The organism is Candidatus Cryptobacteroides sp., from assembly GCF_056207615.1.
Genome location: NZ_JBAEER010000134.1, coordinates 1 through 16,337, shown reverse-complemented (window position 1 = coordinate 16,337; position 16,337 = coordinate 1). Strand labels below are relative to the sequence as shown.

The 16,337-nt window shown below is 55.9% G+C and carries 12 protein-coding genes and 1 pseudogene; 1 reads left to right on the top strand and 12 read right to left on the bottom strand.

Going from position 1 to position 16,337, the window contains the following annotated elements:
• The 10 genes from AC06ND_RS08050 to AC06ND_RS08005 all read right to left on the bottom strand — a co-directional run.
• Positions 1 to 2,149: ATP-binding cassette domain-containing protein (locus AC06ND_RS08050; protein ID WP_475678471.1), on the bottom strand; the 2,149-nt coding region annotated here is incomplete at its 3' end.
• Positions 2,146 to 3,465, bottom strand: coding sequence for an argininosuccinate lyase (gene argH / locus AC06ND_RS08045; RefSeq protein ID WP_475678470.1), 1,320 nt, complete (start codon positions 3,463 to 3,465; stop codon positions 2,146 to 2,148). The genes argH and AC06ND_RS08050, both read right to left, overlap by 4 nt.
• Entirely contained in the window at positions 3,446 to 4,534 is a 1,089-nt protein-coding gene (locus AC06ND_RS08040) for a M20/M25/M40 family metallo-hydrolase (RefSeq protein WP_475678469.1), read from the bottom strand. Before AC06ND_RS08040 ends, argH begins: the two co-directional genes overlap by 20 nt.
• Entirely contained in the window at positions 4,525 to 5,298 is a 774-nt protein-coding gene (gene argB, locus AC06ND_RS08035; RefSeq protein ID WP_475678468.1) for an acetylglutamate kinase, read from the bottom strand. Before argB ends, AC06ND_RS08040 begins: the two co-directional genes overlap by 10 nt.
• Position 5,299: 1 nt before the next feature.
• Entirely contained in the window at positions 5,300 to 6,268 is a 969-nt protein-coding gene (locus AC06ND_RS08030; RefSeq protein WP_475678467.1) for an N-acetylornithine carbamoyltransferase, read from the bottom strand.
• A gap of 4 nt (positions 6,269 to 6,272) precedes the next feature.
• On the bottom strand, positions 6,273 to 7,397 hold the full coding sequence (locus AC06ND_RS08025) for an aspartate aminotransferase family protein (RefSeq protein WP_475678466.1): 1,125 nt from the start codon (positions 7,395 to 7,397) through the stop codon (positions 6,273 to 6,275).
• Between the two features lie 12 nt (positions 7,398 to 7,409).
• Positions 7,410 to 8,372 carry an N-acetyl-gamma-glutamyl-phosphate reductase gene (gene argC, locus AC06ND_RS08020; protein ID WP_475678465.1) on the bottom strand — a complete coding sequence of 321 codons (963 nt, stop codon included), beginning with the start codon at positions 8,370 to 8,372 and terminating at the stop codon, positions 7,410 to 7,412.
• 7 nt (positions 8,373 to 8,379) lie between these two features.
• Entirely contained in the window at positions 8,380 to 9,585 is a 1,206-nt protein-coding gene (locus AC06ND_RS08015; protein ID WP_475678464.1) for an argininosuccinate synthase, read from the bottom strand.
• A gap of 24 nt (positions 9,586 to 9,609) precedes the next feature.
• Entirely contained in the window at positions 9,610 to 10,173 is a 564-nt protein-coding gene (locus AC06ND_RS08010; RefSeq protein ID WP_475678463.1) for a GNAT family N-acetyltransferase, read from the bottom strand.
• Positions 10,174 to 10,457: 284 nt separating this feature from the next.
• Positions 10,458 to 11,795, bottom strand: a complete 1,338-nt coding sequence (locus AC06ND_RS08005; RefSeq protein ID WP_475678462.1) for an L-cysteine desulfidase family protein — start codon at positions 11,793 to 11,795, stop codon at positions 10,458 to 10,460.
• 116 nt (positions 11,796 to 11,911) lie between these two features.
• Here AC06ND_RS08005 and AC06ND_RS08000 point away from each other — a divergent pair, with 116 nt between their 5' ends.
• Entirely contained in the window at positions 11,912 to 13,258 is a 1,347-nt protein-coding gene (locus AC06ND_RS08000) for a histidine-type phosphatase (protein WP_475678461.1), read from the top strand.
• Between the two features lie 14 nt (positions 13,259 to 13,272).
• Here AC06ND_RS08000 and AC06ND_RS07995 read toward each other — a convergent pair whose 3' ends face one another.
• Together AC06ND_RS07995 and AC06ND_RS07990 are read right to left on the bottom strand one after the other, a co-directional pair.
• Complete coding sequence (locus tag AC06ND_RS07995) at positions 13,273 to 16,092, bottom strand: golvesin C-terminal-like domain-containing protein (RefSeq protein ID WP_475678460.1); 2,820 nt, start codon at positions 16,090 to 16,092, stop codon at positions 13,273 to 13,275.
• A pseudogene (locus tag AC06ND_RS07990) lies at positions 16,092 to 16,337 on the bottom strand (ABC transporter ATP-binding protein); the annotation flags it as partial. The gene AC06ND_RS07995 and the pseudogene AC06ND_RS07990, both read right to left, overlap by 1 nt.

Here is a 16,337-nt window from a genome sequence, read left to right as displayed (position 1 = left end):
GTCCGAGCTCAACGACATAGTCTGCCGTCTTGATGACATCTATGTTGTGCTCGATGAGATAGACCGTATTGCCGTTCTCGACCATCCTGTCGAAGAGACCGAGGATGTGGCGAATGTCGCGTATATGGAGTCCGTCAGTAGGCTCGTCGATCACGAAGACCTTACCCTCGTCCTGGAGATACGACGCGATCTTCATTCTCTGGAGCTCTCCGCCGGAGAGGGTGCTGAGCGCCTGGTTGAGGTGCAGGTAGGAGAGTCCGACATCCATCAGCGGGCGGAGCTTCTGCTCGATCACCGTACCCTTGAAGAACTCGCTTGCGGCAGCGACGCTCATGTCCATCACCTCGGCTATGTTCTTGCCTTCGTAAGAGTACTTGAGAGCTTCAGGAGAGTAACGCAGACCACCGCAGGCCTCGCATGTCGTCTCTATGGAGTCCATGAATGCCATCTCGGATACGATCACGCCCTTGCCTCCGCAGACAGGACATGCGCCCTTGCCATTGAAGGTGAAGTACTCTTCCTTGAGCTTGTGGGCCTTGGCGAATATCTTCCTGATGTCGCCTGCGACTTCCATATATGTTGCGGGAGTGCTTCTGAGGCTGACTCCTATGTTTTTCTGGCTGATGTATACGACTTCCTCCTGCCTTGGCCATGCGGTCCTGAAGCATTCCATCAGGGAACTCTTTCCCGAACCAGCGACTCCGGCGACTACGCCGAATACTCCTGTAGGGAGGTCGATGGTGACGTTCCTGAGGTTGTGGAGGGTTGCGTCGGTGATAGTGAACCATCCCGCCGGCTTGCGTGGAGCAGGCTTGAATCCGCATTTCTCCTCTATGAGTCGTCCGGTCTCGGTGTTGCTCCTGAGCAGCTCCGGATAGCTTCCCTGGAACATGATCTCACCTCCGAGGGCGCCTGGCCCCGGACCCATGTCGACGATGTTGTCGGCAATCTTTATCATCTCCTTGTGGTGCTCGACGAGTATGACAGTGTTCCCGTGGTCGCGCAGCTTGCGCACCGAATTCTTCATCAGGATGATGTCGTGGTTGTGCAGGCCGACGCTTGGCTCGTCGAGTATGTAGAGCACGTCAGAGAGGGACGAGTTGATGTACTTCGCGATCTTGCAGCGCTGAGCCTCACCGCCGGAAAGAGTTCCGATAGGGCGGTCGAGGCTGAGGTAGCCGAGTCCTATCTCCTCGAGGGCGTCGAGCCTTTCTCCTATCGCCGCCTTGAGGTCCACAGCGAGAGGGTCGCTGAGCGACTTGATCCAGCGGCTGAGCTTGGTGATCGACATTGCGCATACCTGGGCTATGTTCAGTCCCTCGATGAGGCAGCTGCGTACCTTCTCGTTGAGGCGTGTTCCTCCGCAGTCCGGACATGTACCCATGGTGAGCATAGGATTGAGCACAGCTGCGTGCAGAAGGCCTTCCTCGGAGTTGATGATGCTTCGGTACATACGCGGGATGAGTCCCTCGTACTTCGCTGTCTTGGGCCAGTTCGAAGGTGGGTTCTTGAGCTTTATCTGAGGACTGTGCAGGAAGAGCTCCAGTTCCTCGGGGCTGTAGTCCTTGATCTTCTTGTCGAGATCGAAGAGTCCGCTGTGCGCGTACCTGATCCATCTCCATCCGCCCTTGCCGAACGCGATGTAGTGGATGGTGTCCTCGTCGTTGAGGCTCTTGTCGAAGTCCACGAGCTTATGGATGTCGAGCTCGCGTATCTCTCCGAGACCGGAGCAACGAGGGCAGCTTCCCTGCGGATGGTTGAACGAGAAGGTGTCGGAGTAGCCGACGAAAGGCTTGCCGACCCTGGAGAAGAGCAACCTGATCAGGGAATAAATGTCAGTATAGGTGCCGACTGTAGAGCGGCTGTTCTGCTGAGGCTTCTTCTGGTCGATCACGATGGCGATAGGGAGTCCTTCGATGCTGCCGACATGCGGACGTCCGTACTTCGGAAGATACTGCTGCACGAAGGTCGGGAAGGTGTCGTTGAGCTCCCTGCGCGACTTTGCCGCGATCGTGTCGAGGACAAGAGACGACTTACCGGAGCCAGAGACTCCGGTAAACACAGTGATCTTGTACTTGGGTATTTCGAGGGACACATGCTTGAGATTGTTCTCGGTCGCGTCCCTGATTATGATCTTGTCTGATGTCATATTCTGGCAGCTACCTCCATCTTATGCGCGATCTCTTCGGTGCAGAGCCTGCCGACGCTGCCCTCGTGGGTGTGGTGAAGGTCAGAAGCCTTGAGCTTTCCGAGATCCTCGCTGCCGTTGTATGTGAATCGGCCTTCGTTCACCTCGATTCCGACCTGCTTGTATGCGTCGCGGAAAGGAGTGCCGGCGAGAGTCCTGCGGTTGACCTCCTCGACGGTGAAGAGATACTTGTACTTAGGATCCTCGAGTATGTGGTCGTTCACGCTGATGCTCTGCAGCATGTAGTCAGCCATGTTGAGACACTCATGCATGAGGTCGAGAGCAGGGAAGAGTATGTCCTTGAGAAGCTGGTACTCGCGATGATATCCATGTGCCATGTTGCTGGCGAGGAGAGAGATCTCATTCTCCACGGACATGATCCTGTTGCACTTTCCGCGCATGATCTCCCACACGTCAGGGTTCTTCTTGTGAGGCATGATGCTCGAACCGGTGGTGAGAGAGTCAGGGAACTTGATGAATCCGTAGTTCTGGCTCATGTACATGCAGCAGTCCGCCGCGAACTTGTTCAGGGTGAGGGCGACGCTGCCGATGGCCGATGCGACGCATCTTTCTGACTTTCCACGGCTGAGCTGTGCTGCCACGCTGTTCCAGTTGAGCTCGCTGAATCCGAGGAGCTCGGTGGTCATGGTCCTGTTCAGCGGGAAGGAATTTCCGTATCCGGCAGCGGAGCCGAGAGGATTGCTGTCCACGACCCTGTACGCACCCATGAGCATGTGCATGTCGTCGATGAGGCTCTCAGCATAGGCACCGAACCACATTCCGAATGACGATGGCATCGCAATCTGGGCGTGGGTATATCCGGGGAGGAGCACTTCCTTGTACTTCTCGCTGAGGCTCTGGAGGGTCTTGAAGAGGGTGAGGACTTCTTCCCTGACCTCGAGGATCTGGTCCTTGAGGAAGAGCTTCACGTCCACGAGCACCTGGTCGTTGCGTGAGCGCCCTGAATGGATCTTCTTACCTACCTCTCCGAGCTCGCGGGTGAGCAGGAGCTCTACCTGTGAGTGGATGTCCTCGACGTCGTCCTCGAGACGGAATTCTCCCTTCTCGATGGTCGCAAGTATGCGGTCAAGCGCTGCGGTGAGGACCTCGAGCTCCTCTGCCGTGAGGAGGCCGATGCTCTCGAGCATCTTGATATGTGCCTTCGAACCGATGACATCATACTTCGCGAGTTTCATGTCAAGTATCCTGTCGTTTCCGACTGTGAAGTTCTCGACCACGTCAGTGGCCGCTGTTCCTTTACTCCAGAGTGTTGCCATAGTTTTCTATGAATCTGATATATGTCTCGATAGCGCCTGCTATCTCGCTTGTGAGTACGTATTCGTCTTTTCTGTGGGAGCGGGCAGAATCGCCAGGCCCCATCTTGATTGCATCGCAGCTTATCCTCATCCAGTCGGAGGTCGTAGGGGACGAGAAGGTCTCGATTCCGAGTGCCTCGAGATTCTTCACGAGGGTCGAGCCTGGCTTCGATGCCGATGATCTGTTGAGAAGGTTGCGAGGCTTGATGCTGCTCTGGATGAGAGCCTGAAGCTCCTCGACTATCTCCTCGTTGGTGTACATCTCCGTCGGGCGTATGTCCACGACGAACTTGCAGCTGTCCGGAACTACGTTGTGGACGGTTCCGGCATTTACCTGGGTGACGGTCATCCTGACTGCTCCCATGATAGGAGAGACCTTGGCAAACCTGTGGTCGCGGAGTATCGCTATGTCGTCCATGGCCTTGTAGAGTGCATTCACGCCCTCGCCGCGGCCTGCATGTCCGGCAACGCCCTGGGCCTCGCAGTCAAGTACGAGAAGTCCGCGCTCGCTGGTCGCCGCCCTCATCTGGGTAGGCTCTCCGACTATTACCCATGATGGGTCCGGAAGGTCGCAGGCCGTATCCTTGAAAGGACCGTCCTCTCCGTAGAGCCAGCGCGCACCGTTCATTCCGGAACGCTCCTCCTCGCAGGTGAGGACGAGCATGAGGTTGAACGGAAGCTCCTTCTCATAGAAATGGCGGAAGGTCGCGATCATCGATACGACGCTTCCTCCGTCGTCGTTGCTTCCGAGTCCACGCACCACCTCCGGATCTGTTCCGGCGTCGTGCGGGTCGAAGCTGTATTCCTTGTTCGCAGGTACGGTGTCGATATGCGCGTCGAGCGCAAGGGTCTTCTTCGCAGGGTCGAAGCACTTCTTCAGAGCGACGATGTTGTTGCGCATCACGCGGTGCTCGATGCCCCATTCCCTGAGCTGGGCGGATATGAGATCCCTGACCTTCTCCTCCTCGAAGGAGAGGGAAGGGGTAGCCACCATGCGGCGGAGAAGATCGGTGTAGTCACTTACCTGCATAAGGTCGTTCCTGTGTCGTTCAGAAGGTTCGATGCGTTCTTTATGGTTACATTGCCCGCGCCCTTGCTCATCGCCTTGAAAGCGTTGTCGAGCTTAGGGATCATGCCGTCGGCGATGATGCCCTTGGCCTTGAGGTCGATGTAGGAGTCGTAGGTGATGGTCGGGATGATGCTTGAATTGTCATCCTTGTCCATCAGCACGCCGTCCTTCTCGAAGCAGTATACGAGCTCAGCGCCGAGTGCGATGGCGACCGACGAAGCGATGGTGTCCGCATTGGTGTTGAGCAGATTGCCTTCGCCGTCATGGTTGATCGCGCAGAGTACCGGAGTGATGCCCTGTGCGATGAGCGAGTTGAGGAAATCGGCATTCACGCTGTCCTCGGTCACGTCGCCCACGAAACCGAAATCTACTGGCTCGCCGTCGATCATGAGCGGCGCACGCTTCTTGGCGCAGATCACGTTGCCGTCACATCCGCTGAGTCCGATCGCGTTGCAACCGTACTTCTGGAGGAGGGCGGTGATGCTCTTGTTGCACAGACCCGAGTAGACCATGGTCACGACCTTGAGGGTCTCGGCATCGGTCACGCGGCGTCCTGCAATCTTGATCGGCTCCTGGCCGAGCGCCTTCTGAATGTGGTTCGCGACAGCGCCGCCACCATGCACGAGCACCTTCGGGCCCTCGAGCGCAGCGAAGTCCTTGCAGAAGCTCTCGAGCGCCTGCTGGTCGTCAACGACGTTGCCGCCTATCTTTGTTACCTTTATCATCTTACTTGTTGAGCTCTTCGAGCATTCTCTTCATCACTACCTGGATAGAGACGACGCGGTTCGCAGCCTCAGGGATCACGAGGCTGGTAGGAGCGTCGATCACCTCGTCAGAGACGATCATGTTCCTGCGGACAGGGAGACAGTGCATGAAGTATGCATTGTTGGTCACAGCCATGTGCTTTGCATCTACGGTCCAGTCCATGTCCTTGCTGAGAATCTCGCCGTACTTGGATGGATCGGTCACGCCCGGACAGCTCCAGTTCTTCGCGTAGATGAAGTCAGCGCCCTCGAAGGCCTTCATCTGGTCGTACTCTACCTTCGCATTGCCGGCGAACTTAGGGTCGAGCTCGTAGCCGTGAGGATGGGTGATCACGAAGTCCACGTCGGCTGCGTTCATCCACTCTGCGAATGAGTTCGGCACTGCCTGAGGAAGAGCCTTAGGATGAGGTGCCCAGGTGAGGACGGCCTTAGGCCTCGCGGTGTTCTTGTATTCCTCGTTGGTGGTAAGGTGGGCGAAAGCCTGGCCTGGGTGTACGGTAGCGGACTCGAGGCTGATCACAGGCTTGCCGCTGTACTGGATGAACTGCTGGAGTATGCTCTCAGCATAGTCGAATTCGCGGTCCTTGAGACCTGCGAAAGAACGTACGCCGATGATGTCGCAGTAGCTTGCCATCACAGGGATGGCCTCGCGAAGGTGCTCCGACTTGTCACCGTCCATCACTACGCCGAGCTCTGTCTCGAGCTTCCAGCTGTCCTGGCCGATGTTGAGCACGATAGGGTTCATTCCGAGGTTGAGAGCGGCCTTCTGGCTGCTCAGGCGTGTGCGGAGGCTGCTGTTGAAGAACACGAGCATGATGGTCTTGTTCTCGCCGAGGTGCTTCCATGCGAACGGAGTCGCCTTTACCTGCTTTGCTTCCTCGAGGGCTGCCTTGAGGTCGCCTATGTCTGATACGTGGAAGAATGTCTTCATATCCTTATCCGAGTATTTCCTTGAGTGCTGAGATGAATGTTTCCGCCTGCTCCATGCTGAGGCAGAGCGGTGCGAGGAGCCTTACCATGTTCTTGCCGGCAACTCCGGTGAAGATGTGCTTGTCGAAGAGCAGGGCCTTGCGGATAGGGGCTACTTCCTCGTTGAACTCGATTCCGAGCATGAGGCCCTGGCCGCGGACTTCCTTGATCTTCGGTGATGCAGGGATGTTGGCCTTGATATATTCTCCTACCTTGAGGGCGTTCTCGATGAGATTCTCCTTCTCCATGATGTCGAGGACAGAGATTGCTGCTGCCATCGCGAGGTAGTTTCCTCCGAAGGTGGTTCCGAGCATGCCCTTGACTGCCTTGAACTCAGGTGAGATGAGGATACCTCCGCAAGGGAAGCCGTTGGCGATACCCTTGCCCATGGTGATGATGCCTGGCTTGATGCCGTACCACTGGTGTGCGAAGAACTTGCCGGTACGTCCGTAGCCGCTCTGTACCTCGTCGAGGATGAGGACTGCGCCGTACTTCTTGCAGAGCGCCTCGAGGGTCTGCATGAATTCGGTGGTAGGGCAGTTGATTCCTCCGCATCCCTGGATTCCCTCGATGATGACGCCAGCCACGTCGCCGCCCTTGAGCGCAGCCTCTACCTGCTCTGCGTCGTTGAGGTCACAGAAGGTCACCTTGTGGTTCGCGTTGAAAGGTGAGACGATGTTAGGGTTGTCGGTGATTGCGACGGCACCTGAGGTGCGGCCGTGGAAGCTCTTGCGGAAGGCTACGATGCGGTCCTTGCCGGTGTGGAAGGATGCGAGCTTCGCAGCGTTCTCGTTGGACTCGGCGCCGGAGTTGTCGAGGAAAAGGGTGTAGTCCTCGTATCCGCATGCCTTGCCGAGCTTCTCGGCGAGCTCCACCTGGAGTGGGTTCTGCACGCTGTTGGAGTAGAATCCTATCTTATTGAGCTGGTCGGTGAGGGCGGCCACGTATGCAGGGTGGCTGTGTCCTACCGATATTACTGCGTGGCCGCCGTAGAGGTCAAGATATTCCTGACCGTCCTTGTCCCAGACCTTGCAGCCCTGGGCCTTCACTGGGGTCACGTCGAAGAGTGAGTATACGTCGAAAAGATTCATGTTTCTGTCTTTTTAGAAGGCGGATGCCTTCAGTTTGAGTCCGGTGTTCTCAGGAAGCCCGAAGATGAGGTTCATGTTCTGGACAGCCTGGCCGGAAGCGCCCTTGAGAAGATTGTCGATGACTGAAGCTATCACGAGCTTGTCACCGTGCTTCGCGAGGGAGATAATGCACTTGTTTGTATTGACTACCTGCTTGAGGTCCACAGCCTTGTCTGAGACGAAGGTGAACGCTGCGTCGCCGTAGTAGTTCTTGTAGAGGGTCACTGCCTCCTCGGTGCTGAGATCGCAGCTGGTATATACGCTCGCGAAAATGCCTCTTGCGAAGTCACCGCGGACAGGCACGAAGTTGAGGGCCTTGTCGAAGTCCTTCTGGAGATTGCAGACGTTGCGTCCTATCTCCTTGAGGTGCTGGTGCTCGAATACCTTGTATGCGGAGATGTTGTTGTTTCTCCAACTGAAGTGGGTAGTCGCGCCTGGCTTCACGCCTGCTCCGGTAGATCCGGTGATCGCAGTGATCTCGACCTCGTCCTTGAGAAGCCCTGCAGCTGCGAGTGGAAGTATCGCAAGCTGGATCGCGGTTGCGAAGCAGCCAGGGTTGGCGATGAGGTCGGCCTTGCGTATCTTCTCCCTCTGGAGCTCGGGAAGTCCGTAGACATAGCCTGCGCTCTCGTCGCGGAAGTCCTGCGCGAGGTCCACGACCTTGAGGCCTGCGGGACGCTCGTTCTCGCTCCAGAACTCTGCGCTCTTTCCATGTGCCGAGCAGAGGAAGAGCACGTCCACGGCGTTGAGGTCATACTCGGCGCTGAAGCAGAGCTCAGTGTCGCCGAAGAGACCCTCGTGCACGTCATAGAGCTTGTTGCCTGCGTTGCTGGAACTGTGTACGAAAGTGATCTCCACCTCCGGATGGTTGATGAGGATGCGGAGAAGTTCTCCTGCAGTGTAGCCTGCGCCTCCTATGATACCTGCCTTGATCATGCCTGTATTATTCTGTGAATTCGTCCTTGTGGTTGCCGTAGTATACGCGGAGTGGGTTCGAGGTGATCTTGATGAATCCCTTTGCCTCCTCTGAGGTCCAACCCTTCGCACCCTCGCCGTACTCGCCGAGCTTGCTCTTCACGAGATCGTTCTCGGAATCCACGCCGATGGTAGAGAATCCGTAAGGACGGAGCTCGAGGGTCACGGTACCGGTCACGTTGCGCTGGCTCTCGGTGAGCATAGCCTCGATGTCACGCATCACTGGCTCGAGATACTGGCTCTCGTGGGTGAACATTCCATACCAGTTGGATACCTGGTCCTTCCAGTACTGCTGCCACTTGGAGAGGGTGAACTTCTCGAGGAACTTGTGTGCGCCGATGATGAGCATAGGAGCTGCTGCCTCGAAGCCTACGCGGCCCTTGATACCGATGATGGTGTCGCCGACATGCATGTCACGGCCGATGCCGTATGCTGCGCCGATCTTCTCGACTGCCTGGATCGCAGCGACGCTGTCCTCATACTTGGTGCCGTTCACGCCCTTGAGCTCTCCCTTGACGAAGTCGAGGGAAAGTACCTCGCTGCCGGTCTTCTCGACCTGCTTGAGATATGCGCTCTCTGGAAGACCCTGCTTCGAGTCGAGAATCTCGCCACCGCAGATAGAGGTACCCCAGATACCTACGTTGTAAGAGTACTTGAGCTTGGTGAAGTCAGCGAAATAGCCGTTTGCGTTGAGGTAGTCGACCTCTTCCTTGCGGCTGAGGTTGCTGTCGCGGGTGAGGGTGATGATCTCCATCTTAGGGCACATCACGAGGAAGGTCATGTCGAAGCGTACCTGGTCGTTGCCGGCACCGGTAGAACCGTGCGCGATAGCATCAGCGCCGATCTCGTTTGCATAGCGTGCGATGGCGATGCCCTGGAAGATGCGCTCTGAAGATACGGATACAGGGTAGGTACCGTTCCTGAGGACGTTTCCGTATACCATGTACCTGATGCTCTTCTCGTAGTACTCCTTGGTGATGTCGAGGGTCACGTACTGCTTTGCTCCGAGCTTGTATGCATTCTCCTCGTTGGCCTTGAGCTGCTCGGCGCTGAAACCGCCGGTGTTTGCACATGCTGCATAGACCTCATAACCTTTCTCCTTTGCAAGATACATCACGGTGTAGGATGTATCGAGTCCGCCGCTGAATGCGACCACTACTTTCTTTTTGCTCATATCTTTGTGTCTTTATATTTCTGATTAGTCCTTGTCTGGATTGTGGATCTCGATGTGCTCCTTAGGGTCGTAGAGGAGACCGGTGCAGATGCACATCTTGTAGTCGTGGCTCTCGAGGATGTCGAAATGACGGCATCCCTTGCAACCCTTCCAGAACTCAGGGTCGTCAGTGAGCTCGCTGAACGGCACAGGCCTGAATCCGAACTCGTAGTTCATCTTCATCACGGCCGCGCCAGTGGTGATGCTGAAGATCTTCGCGTCAGGGAAGAGCTGGCGTGAGAGACGGAAAGTCTGCTCCTTGATCCTCTTCGCGAGACCGAGACCTCTGAACTTGTGGTGTACGATGAGTCCGGAGTTTGCGACGAAGCTCTTGCCGCCCCATGACTCGATGTATGAGAATCCTGCGAACTCGCCGTCCTCCGACAACGCTATCACAGCCTTGCCGGCGAGAATCTTCTCGCAGATGTACTCAGGCGTACGCTTGGCAATACCAGTCTTCCTCTCCTGAGAGGAAATGTAGATCTCGTCACAGATCTCCTGGGCGTACTTGGTGTGGCTTTCGTTAGCCACTGAAACATTGATTTCCATTATGTTATGTAAACTTTTTCTTTCTTTTTTCCTTGAATTTACCTTCATCGGCCATGGCACACAGCAGCCCTAACGGCAAGACAAACCTCGATTGTCAATTGCAATTGTCACATGGGAATTCGAAGAGGATTTGTTGACTGGACGTCGCATCGAGATTCCTGAATTTGGGAGGGAGAACCCTCCTAGATTCGGACTCGGACTATAGATGATACGTTCTGCGACTCTTTCATAGAGCCACAAAGATAAATATAATATATTTATTATCCTCGCTTTTCTGGGGAAATTTACTTGCAGACCATGATTTCAAGTATCATGGAGTCAGTGCTCTGCATTCCGACAGAGCCGATTCGACCGAGATTCTGGATAGTCTTCTCGATGTCGTCCTCGATGATACCGTCGTTTGACGAGATGCAGGTTCCGTCTATCGCGAGCACCGCTGCCTGGAGCGAGCTGCTGACTCCGCTGGCCACCTTGAGAGCACAGCCGACCTTAGCACCGTCGCAGACCATTCCGGTGATGTTTCCTATCATGTTCTTGATTGCCGAGCAGACCTGCTCATAGGAGCCGCCTCTGAGGTACACGATGCCGCAGGATGAGCCTGTGGATGCGATGACACAGCCGCAGAGAGCCGACAGCTTTCCGAGGTAGCCCTTGATATGGATGGCGACGAGGTGGGCGAGTACGAGCGCCCTTGCGAGCTTCTCCTCGCTGACCTCATATTTGAGCGAGTAGGCGATGACCGGCATAGTGACGGTGATTCCCTGGTTGCCCGATCCGGAATTGCTCATCGCAGGGAGTGTACATCCTGCCATCCTGGCATCGGAAGCCGCCGCGGTCATGGACATCGCGTAGGTGAGGAATTCCTTGCCGTATACCTCACAGTAGAGAGGGTTGCAGAGGGTCTTTCCGACCTTGAGTCCATAGTCTCCGTGGAGGCCTTCCTTTGCGAGCGCAAGGTTCATGTCCCTCGAGGCGAGAATGAACTTTATATCCTCGAATGCGACGCTGTTTGCGAAATCGTATATCTCCTTGACGGTCAGATGGTAATCGAGAGTGGTCTTCTCCTCTGCGCTGCCGCCCTTGACCTCTTCCTTGCTGCTGAGAATCGAGTGGTCGAACCATGTTCCCGTGATGTTGTCATGGTCATTCTTGATTTGGGCAGAGGCGGAGTGAGGACCGCAGGTTATCGTGGCCTCTACGAAAAGCTTGAGGGGAGTGTCGGCGAGCTTGACCGTGACCTTTCCCTTCTCCACCATCTCCTTCGCCTGGGCAATCGATTCCTCATCGAGGTCATGGAGGACCTCAAGACCGTATGACGACTTTCCGCAAACGGAGCCGAGCGCAGCTGCGATGTGCAGACCGACCATTCCCGTGCCCGGGATACCCACTCCCATTCCGTTCTTGAGAATGTTGCCGCTGACTTCCACAAGGATGCTGGCGTTCTTTGCCTCGCAATGGTCGCAGATGTGTCCCTTGCGGTCGGGATCCTTACCGCGTCCGTCCCTGAGGATTTCTGCAGCCTTGGCTACCGCGAGGGCGACGGCGATCGGCTCGGTACAACCGAGTGCAGGTTTCACTTCCTTGTTGATGAGTTCAAGAATTTCGGCTTCTCTAGCTGTCATGGCGAGACGTTGATTGGTCTATTACAAAGATAACAATAATGAGGATAATAGAAAGAACTGTTGACTATAATGAGAAATAATGCCTATTTTTGTTACAACCAGTTAATGACACGCCAATGAAGAAAGTACTTATCTCCTTGCTGGCACTATCTCTCTGCGTCAGCATGAGCGCCCAGGATGTGCTTTCCCTCTTCAGGGAAAATCCGGATCGCGCTGCCAACAATATGCATTCATACGAGTTCTGTGAGATTCAGGACACCCCGGCTCCCAAGGGCTTCAAGCCTTTCTATATCACTCACTACGGACGCCATGGCTCGAGATATGAGCAGAACTCCACTTTCGCGAAGACTGCGATCAGGACCTTGTCCCATCTCGATTCGCTCAACCTTCTCACCGCTCAGGGAAAGAAGCTTCTCCAGGAGGTGACTGCAATCCAGGACGAGCACGTCGGAATGGAAGGCATGCTCACTCCACGTGGCGCAAGGGAGCATAGGCAGATCGCGGCGAGGATGGCCGCAAGATATCCTGAGGTGTTCAAGGCTAAGGACCGCGAGGAGGTCAGCTGCGTAGCCAGCACCAGCCAGCGCTGCATAGTCAGCATGACAAATTTCGCATACAGTCTCAAGGAGTCTTACCCGGACAAGGACTTCACCTTCACCACGGGCGAGCGTTACATGTCATACATCAACCCAAGTCTCCGCGTGTACGCTCCGGGCAATGAGCCTCCTCAGATGCCTGGCCCTCCTCCGGGAGGAAGAATGCCTTTCTTCGGCGGAATGATGCCAGCTGCTGATCCTCCTTATGCGCCGGCTCCAGGCATCCCTGGATATGATTTCACCAGGTTCGTGAGGCCTCTCGTGACCAATTTCCCTATGGCCATGGCTGTGATCGGCAACCCTGAGCCATTCGTGAAGGCAGCCTTCTCTGCCGCCAGCTTCTGCCAGCTCATCGACTTCATGGGCATAGACATCTTCAGCGAGTTCTTCACTCCTGAGGAGATAGAGTACCTCTGGGCTTCTGGCAACGACAGCATCTACAGGATGTGGGCGGCTTCGATAGAGACAGGCGACAACGTACGCTGGGCAGCACGTCCTCTTCTCAAGGACTTCATGGACAAGGCAGACGAGGCAGTGAAGAGCGGCAGCCACAGGGCGGCCGACCTTCGCTTCGGTCACGATACTGCCATCCTTCCTCTCTTCGCTCTCCTCGGTGTCGACGATCTCCAGGGTAGGCGCTTCAAGGTGGCTGACGCCCACAAGAACGGATGGTATGCCTTCCAGCAGATCCCTATGGCAACCAACTGCCAGATGATCTTCTACAAGGACAAGAAGGGCGAAGTCATCGCCAAGATACTTTACAACGAGAAGGAAATAACTCTCCCAGGCCTCAAGACTGACATCGCACCTTATTACAAATGGGATGAGCTCAGGGCCTATTTCCAGAAGCTCTACGACTGGAAGTAAGATATCCGAGAAAGTTATCTTTCGAAATACCTGATCGATGAGGCGATGATTTCTTTTATCGCCTCATCGTCTGTTATGACCTCGATAGGGAAGCCAAGGCAGACGGTCTTGTACTTGCCAGGGTTGTAGCAGATGCCGGCTGTGGTGCCGCTGTCCGCATATCTGAGGAAGCCGCGTCCCTTGCTGTCTGCCGGTGCTATCGCATCTGCGGACTCCACGCAGTATCTGTCCTCGGATAGGACGTTGTTGAAGTGGAAATCTCTGATCTTCATCGTGGTCTCAGGAGATTTGCGACCTCCGTCCGTGGTGACGTTCGCGCTGCGTGTTCCGTGTGAGGACATGTGTGTGTAGCCGAGAGTCTTGGACATGAACTTCTCGGTAGCCTTCTTGAACGCAGGGTCTATGTCCACAGGCCAGAAATTGTCGCTCGCGTCCTTCGCGATGTTGGCTCCGGATACGAGGAAATGCGTTCCTGCGAGGGTCAGGGAGCTGATCTTGTCCTGGATGGACTGGGTGAATACGGTGTATTTAGGAGCACCGCCGGTTCCGGTCTTCACCGTCATCTGCTTCCCGCAGATGAGGTCCACTGCCCATGCTTTCTCGCAGCTGGTGGCGAACCATTCGCTGCTGGCGGAGCAGAATGCATGGCCCGATGCAAGAATGGCCTTTCCATGGGTGGCGACGAAATCGAAGGTGTTGCCTGCCACCGGCGTACCTGCATGGTCGAGGAAAGAAGCTCCGAATCCCGCATCGTCGTCGGTCTTCCATTTCATGTCCCTTCTCCACTCATACATCTCTCCGATGTAGCCTGGGTTGGAAATATAAGGGACACCTCCGTCGAGGTTGGTGTTGAATCCTGCATAATGCTCCGTGTCCACCCATACCGGACCTCCGACCCTTGTGAAGTTGTTCACGACGAGTACGCTGTGCTCGAGGGAACCGCTGGATGGAACTCCGGCAGCGAGGACCTCGGACGGGAAGCTGAATCCGCCCTCATTCACTGCTACTACCTTCCAGCTGTAGACATGGCCGTTGATGAGCTTCACGTCCACGACGTTGCTGTCCACTGGGATTCCATCGTCGAAGGCTCCGTCATCGACTCTGGTGTAGAGCCGGTAGCTCTGAGCCTTCGCCGTCGGCTCGAGTGGATCCTCGCTTGCCTTCCAGCTGAGACGGACCGTGTTCTTGTCCTTGATCTCTGCTGCGAAACCATGGACTGGGAGTGGCTGTACCACATAAGGACAGCCATATCTGTTGCTGAGGAACTTCAGTATTCCTTTGTAGACAGCCCTGCTGACGGTGAATCGGAACGCCGGATCGAGGCCATATTTCATGTCCTCGAAGTTCTGGTGTGCGAGAAGCTCGAGGAGCATCGCCGGCACGTTAGGCGTCCTGGACTCGCTGTATGACTTGTCCCATATTTCCCTCCTTGACCACTTCGGATTCCACTGCTGACGGATGTCGTCGACTATCTGGGTCTGGACTATGTCGGTGAGAGGACGGTTGATGCCGCGGTCCTCCCCGTCAGGGAAGACGCTCTTGTTCTCGCTGAGACGGGTGTAGATGGCGAGAGTGCCGACTATGCTGTCGTTAGGGGTGAGTCCTGCATCGGAATGGAAACCGAAAGCGAGGTCCACCGGGATTGCAAGACCGGAGCGGTCCTCCGGTTTCTTGCCGTCTCCGTCCTTGGGTGGGACGTACTTGCCCGGATGGAGGGCTGACCCGGCGCTGAGCCAGTTGACCCATGCTCCGCGGAGCATGAAGTCGTCCCTGTAGTCGTCCTCGCTGTTGTTCTGGTCCCATACGGTGCGGTCGACGCCCGTGTGCTGCATCCAATACTTTGCACCTTCGACATAGCGCGGCTTGCCGGAAGGACCCACGCCACCGCCAATCTTTATCTGGCCGGCGTCTACCGTGGTGCCGGAGCTACCCTCGTTGCTGAGCGTGATCTCGTAGCTGCCCTGGTCGAAGTCGAAGCTGCCGATGTAGACCATCGCGCCGCCTCCTATCTTCTGGTTGACGCATACGGAGGTCTTTCCTCCCATGTGCCCGACGGTGTAGACAGCCTTGTCGGAGCTGGTCGAAGTCTTCTTGTACTTCACGTACACGGCATACCTTCCGCGCTTGCTGATCTCAGCCTTCCATTGGTTTCCCTCGGGCTTCAGTATGGTCTCGAAGCGGCTGTAGTCCCTTTCGCGAGGCATGAGCACATTCGCTCCTGCGTTCTCGAGCATAGGGGCAAGGAAAGGAAGTACGTAGGTGAGGGTATAGACATCCTCGACGGTGGTGAAGAGGGGAGCCCTCTGCCACATCCATCGGTCGCTCTTCTTGTTGTAATAGTATCCGTGGCTCTGCCAGAGCGCGATGTGCCTGCCGAAGAGGCCCTTGTCGAACTGAGGGATATCCTCCCTGTATGTCAGCGGCTTGGCGTCATGCCTGCGGTCAGTGGTGCGGAATGCCTTGGAGAATGGTTCTCCGTCGTTTCCGAGAGGGTCGCCTGCAAGCTCCTCGATCTGCTGTGCCTTCGCGTAGATGATGCCTATCTTGAGACCTTTGCAATACTCCGGAGTCATGTCACTGAGCAGCTGCCTGAACCACTTCACGTCATCCTTCTTCCAAGGATAGTCCTTGAGTCTCTCGGTGAAATAGAGCTCGACGCTGTCTCCTTTCTTGAGCGCAGAACGCAGCTTTACATCGACAGTGACTCCTGTCTTTTCCTTCATGATCACCTGCGCAGAGTCGCAGACCTCCTTCCACGCGGAAGGTCCCGTCTGTGCGGACGCAGCATAACCCAGCATCAATGCCAGGGCAGTCAAAATAGCTTTTACTTTCATCAGAGAGCCTGCATGTCGTTAAGTTTCTTGTAATAGCCGCCCAGGGCGAGGAGTTCCTCATGACGGCCTCTTTCCACGATCTTTCCTTCGTGCATCACGCAGATCTCGTCCGCGTTGCGGATGGTCGAGAGACGGTGAGCGATGGCAATCGTGGTCCTGTCGGTGGTGAGACGGTCGAGAGCCTCCTGGACGAGCCTCTCGGACTCGGTGTCAAGTGCTGAGGTCGCCTCGTCAAGGATGAGGAT

Coding starts and splice junctions, on each gene's coding strand:
- argH (WP_475678470.1), bottom strand. CDS start 3,465: ATGGCAACACTCTGGAGTAAAGGAACAGCGGCCACTGACGTGGTCGAG.
- AC06ND_RS08040 (WP_475678469.1), bottom strand. CDS start 4,534: ATGCAGGTAAGTGACTACACCGATCTTCTCCGCCGCATGGTGGCTACC.
- argB (WP_475678468.1), bottom strand. CDS start 5,298: ATGATAAAGGTAACAAAGATAGGCGGCAACGTCGTTGACGACCAGCAG.
- AC06ND_RS08030 (WP_475678467.1), bottom strand. CDS start 6,268: ATGAAGACATTCTTCCACGTATCAGACATAGGCGACCTCAAGGCAGCC.
- AC06ND_RS08025 (WP_475678466.1), bottom strand. CDS start 7,397: ATGAATCTTTTCGACGTATACTCACTCTTCGACGTGACCCCAGTGAAG.
- argC (WP_475678465.1), bottom strand. CDS start 8,372: ATGATCAAGGCAGGTATCATAGGAGGCGCAGGCTACACTGCAGGAGAA.
- AC06ND_RS08015 (WP_475678464.1), bottom strand. CDS start 9,585: ATGAGCAAAAAGAAAGTAGTGGTCGCATTCAGCGGCGGACTCGATACA.
- AC06ND_RS08010 (WP_475678463.1), bottom strand. CDS start 10,173: ATGGAAATCAATGTTTCAGTGGCTAACGAAAGCCACACCAAGTACGCC.
- AC06ND_RS08005 (WP_475678462.1), bottom strand. CDS start 11,795: ATGACAGCTAGAGAAGCCGAAATTCTTGAACTCATCAACAAGGAAGTG.
- AC06ND_RS08000 (WP_475678461.1), top strand. CDS start 11,912: ATGAAGAAAGTACTTATCTCCTTGCTGGCACTATCTCTCTGCGTCAGC.
- AC06ND_RS07995 (WP_475678460.1), bottom strand. CDS start 16,092: ATGAAAGTAAAAGCTATTTTGACTGCCCTGGCATTGATGCTGGGTTAT.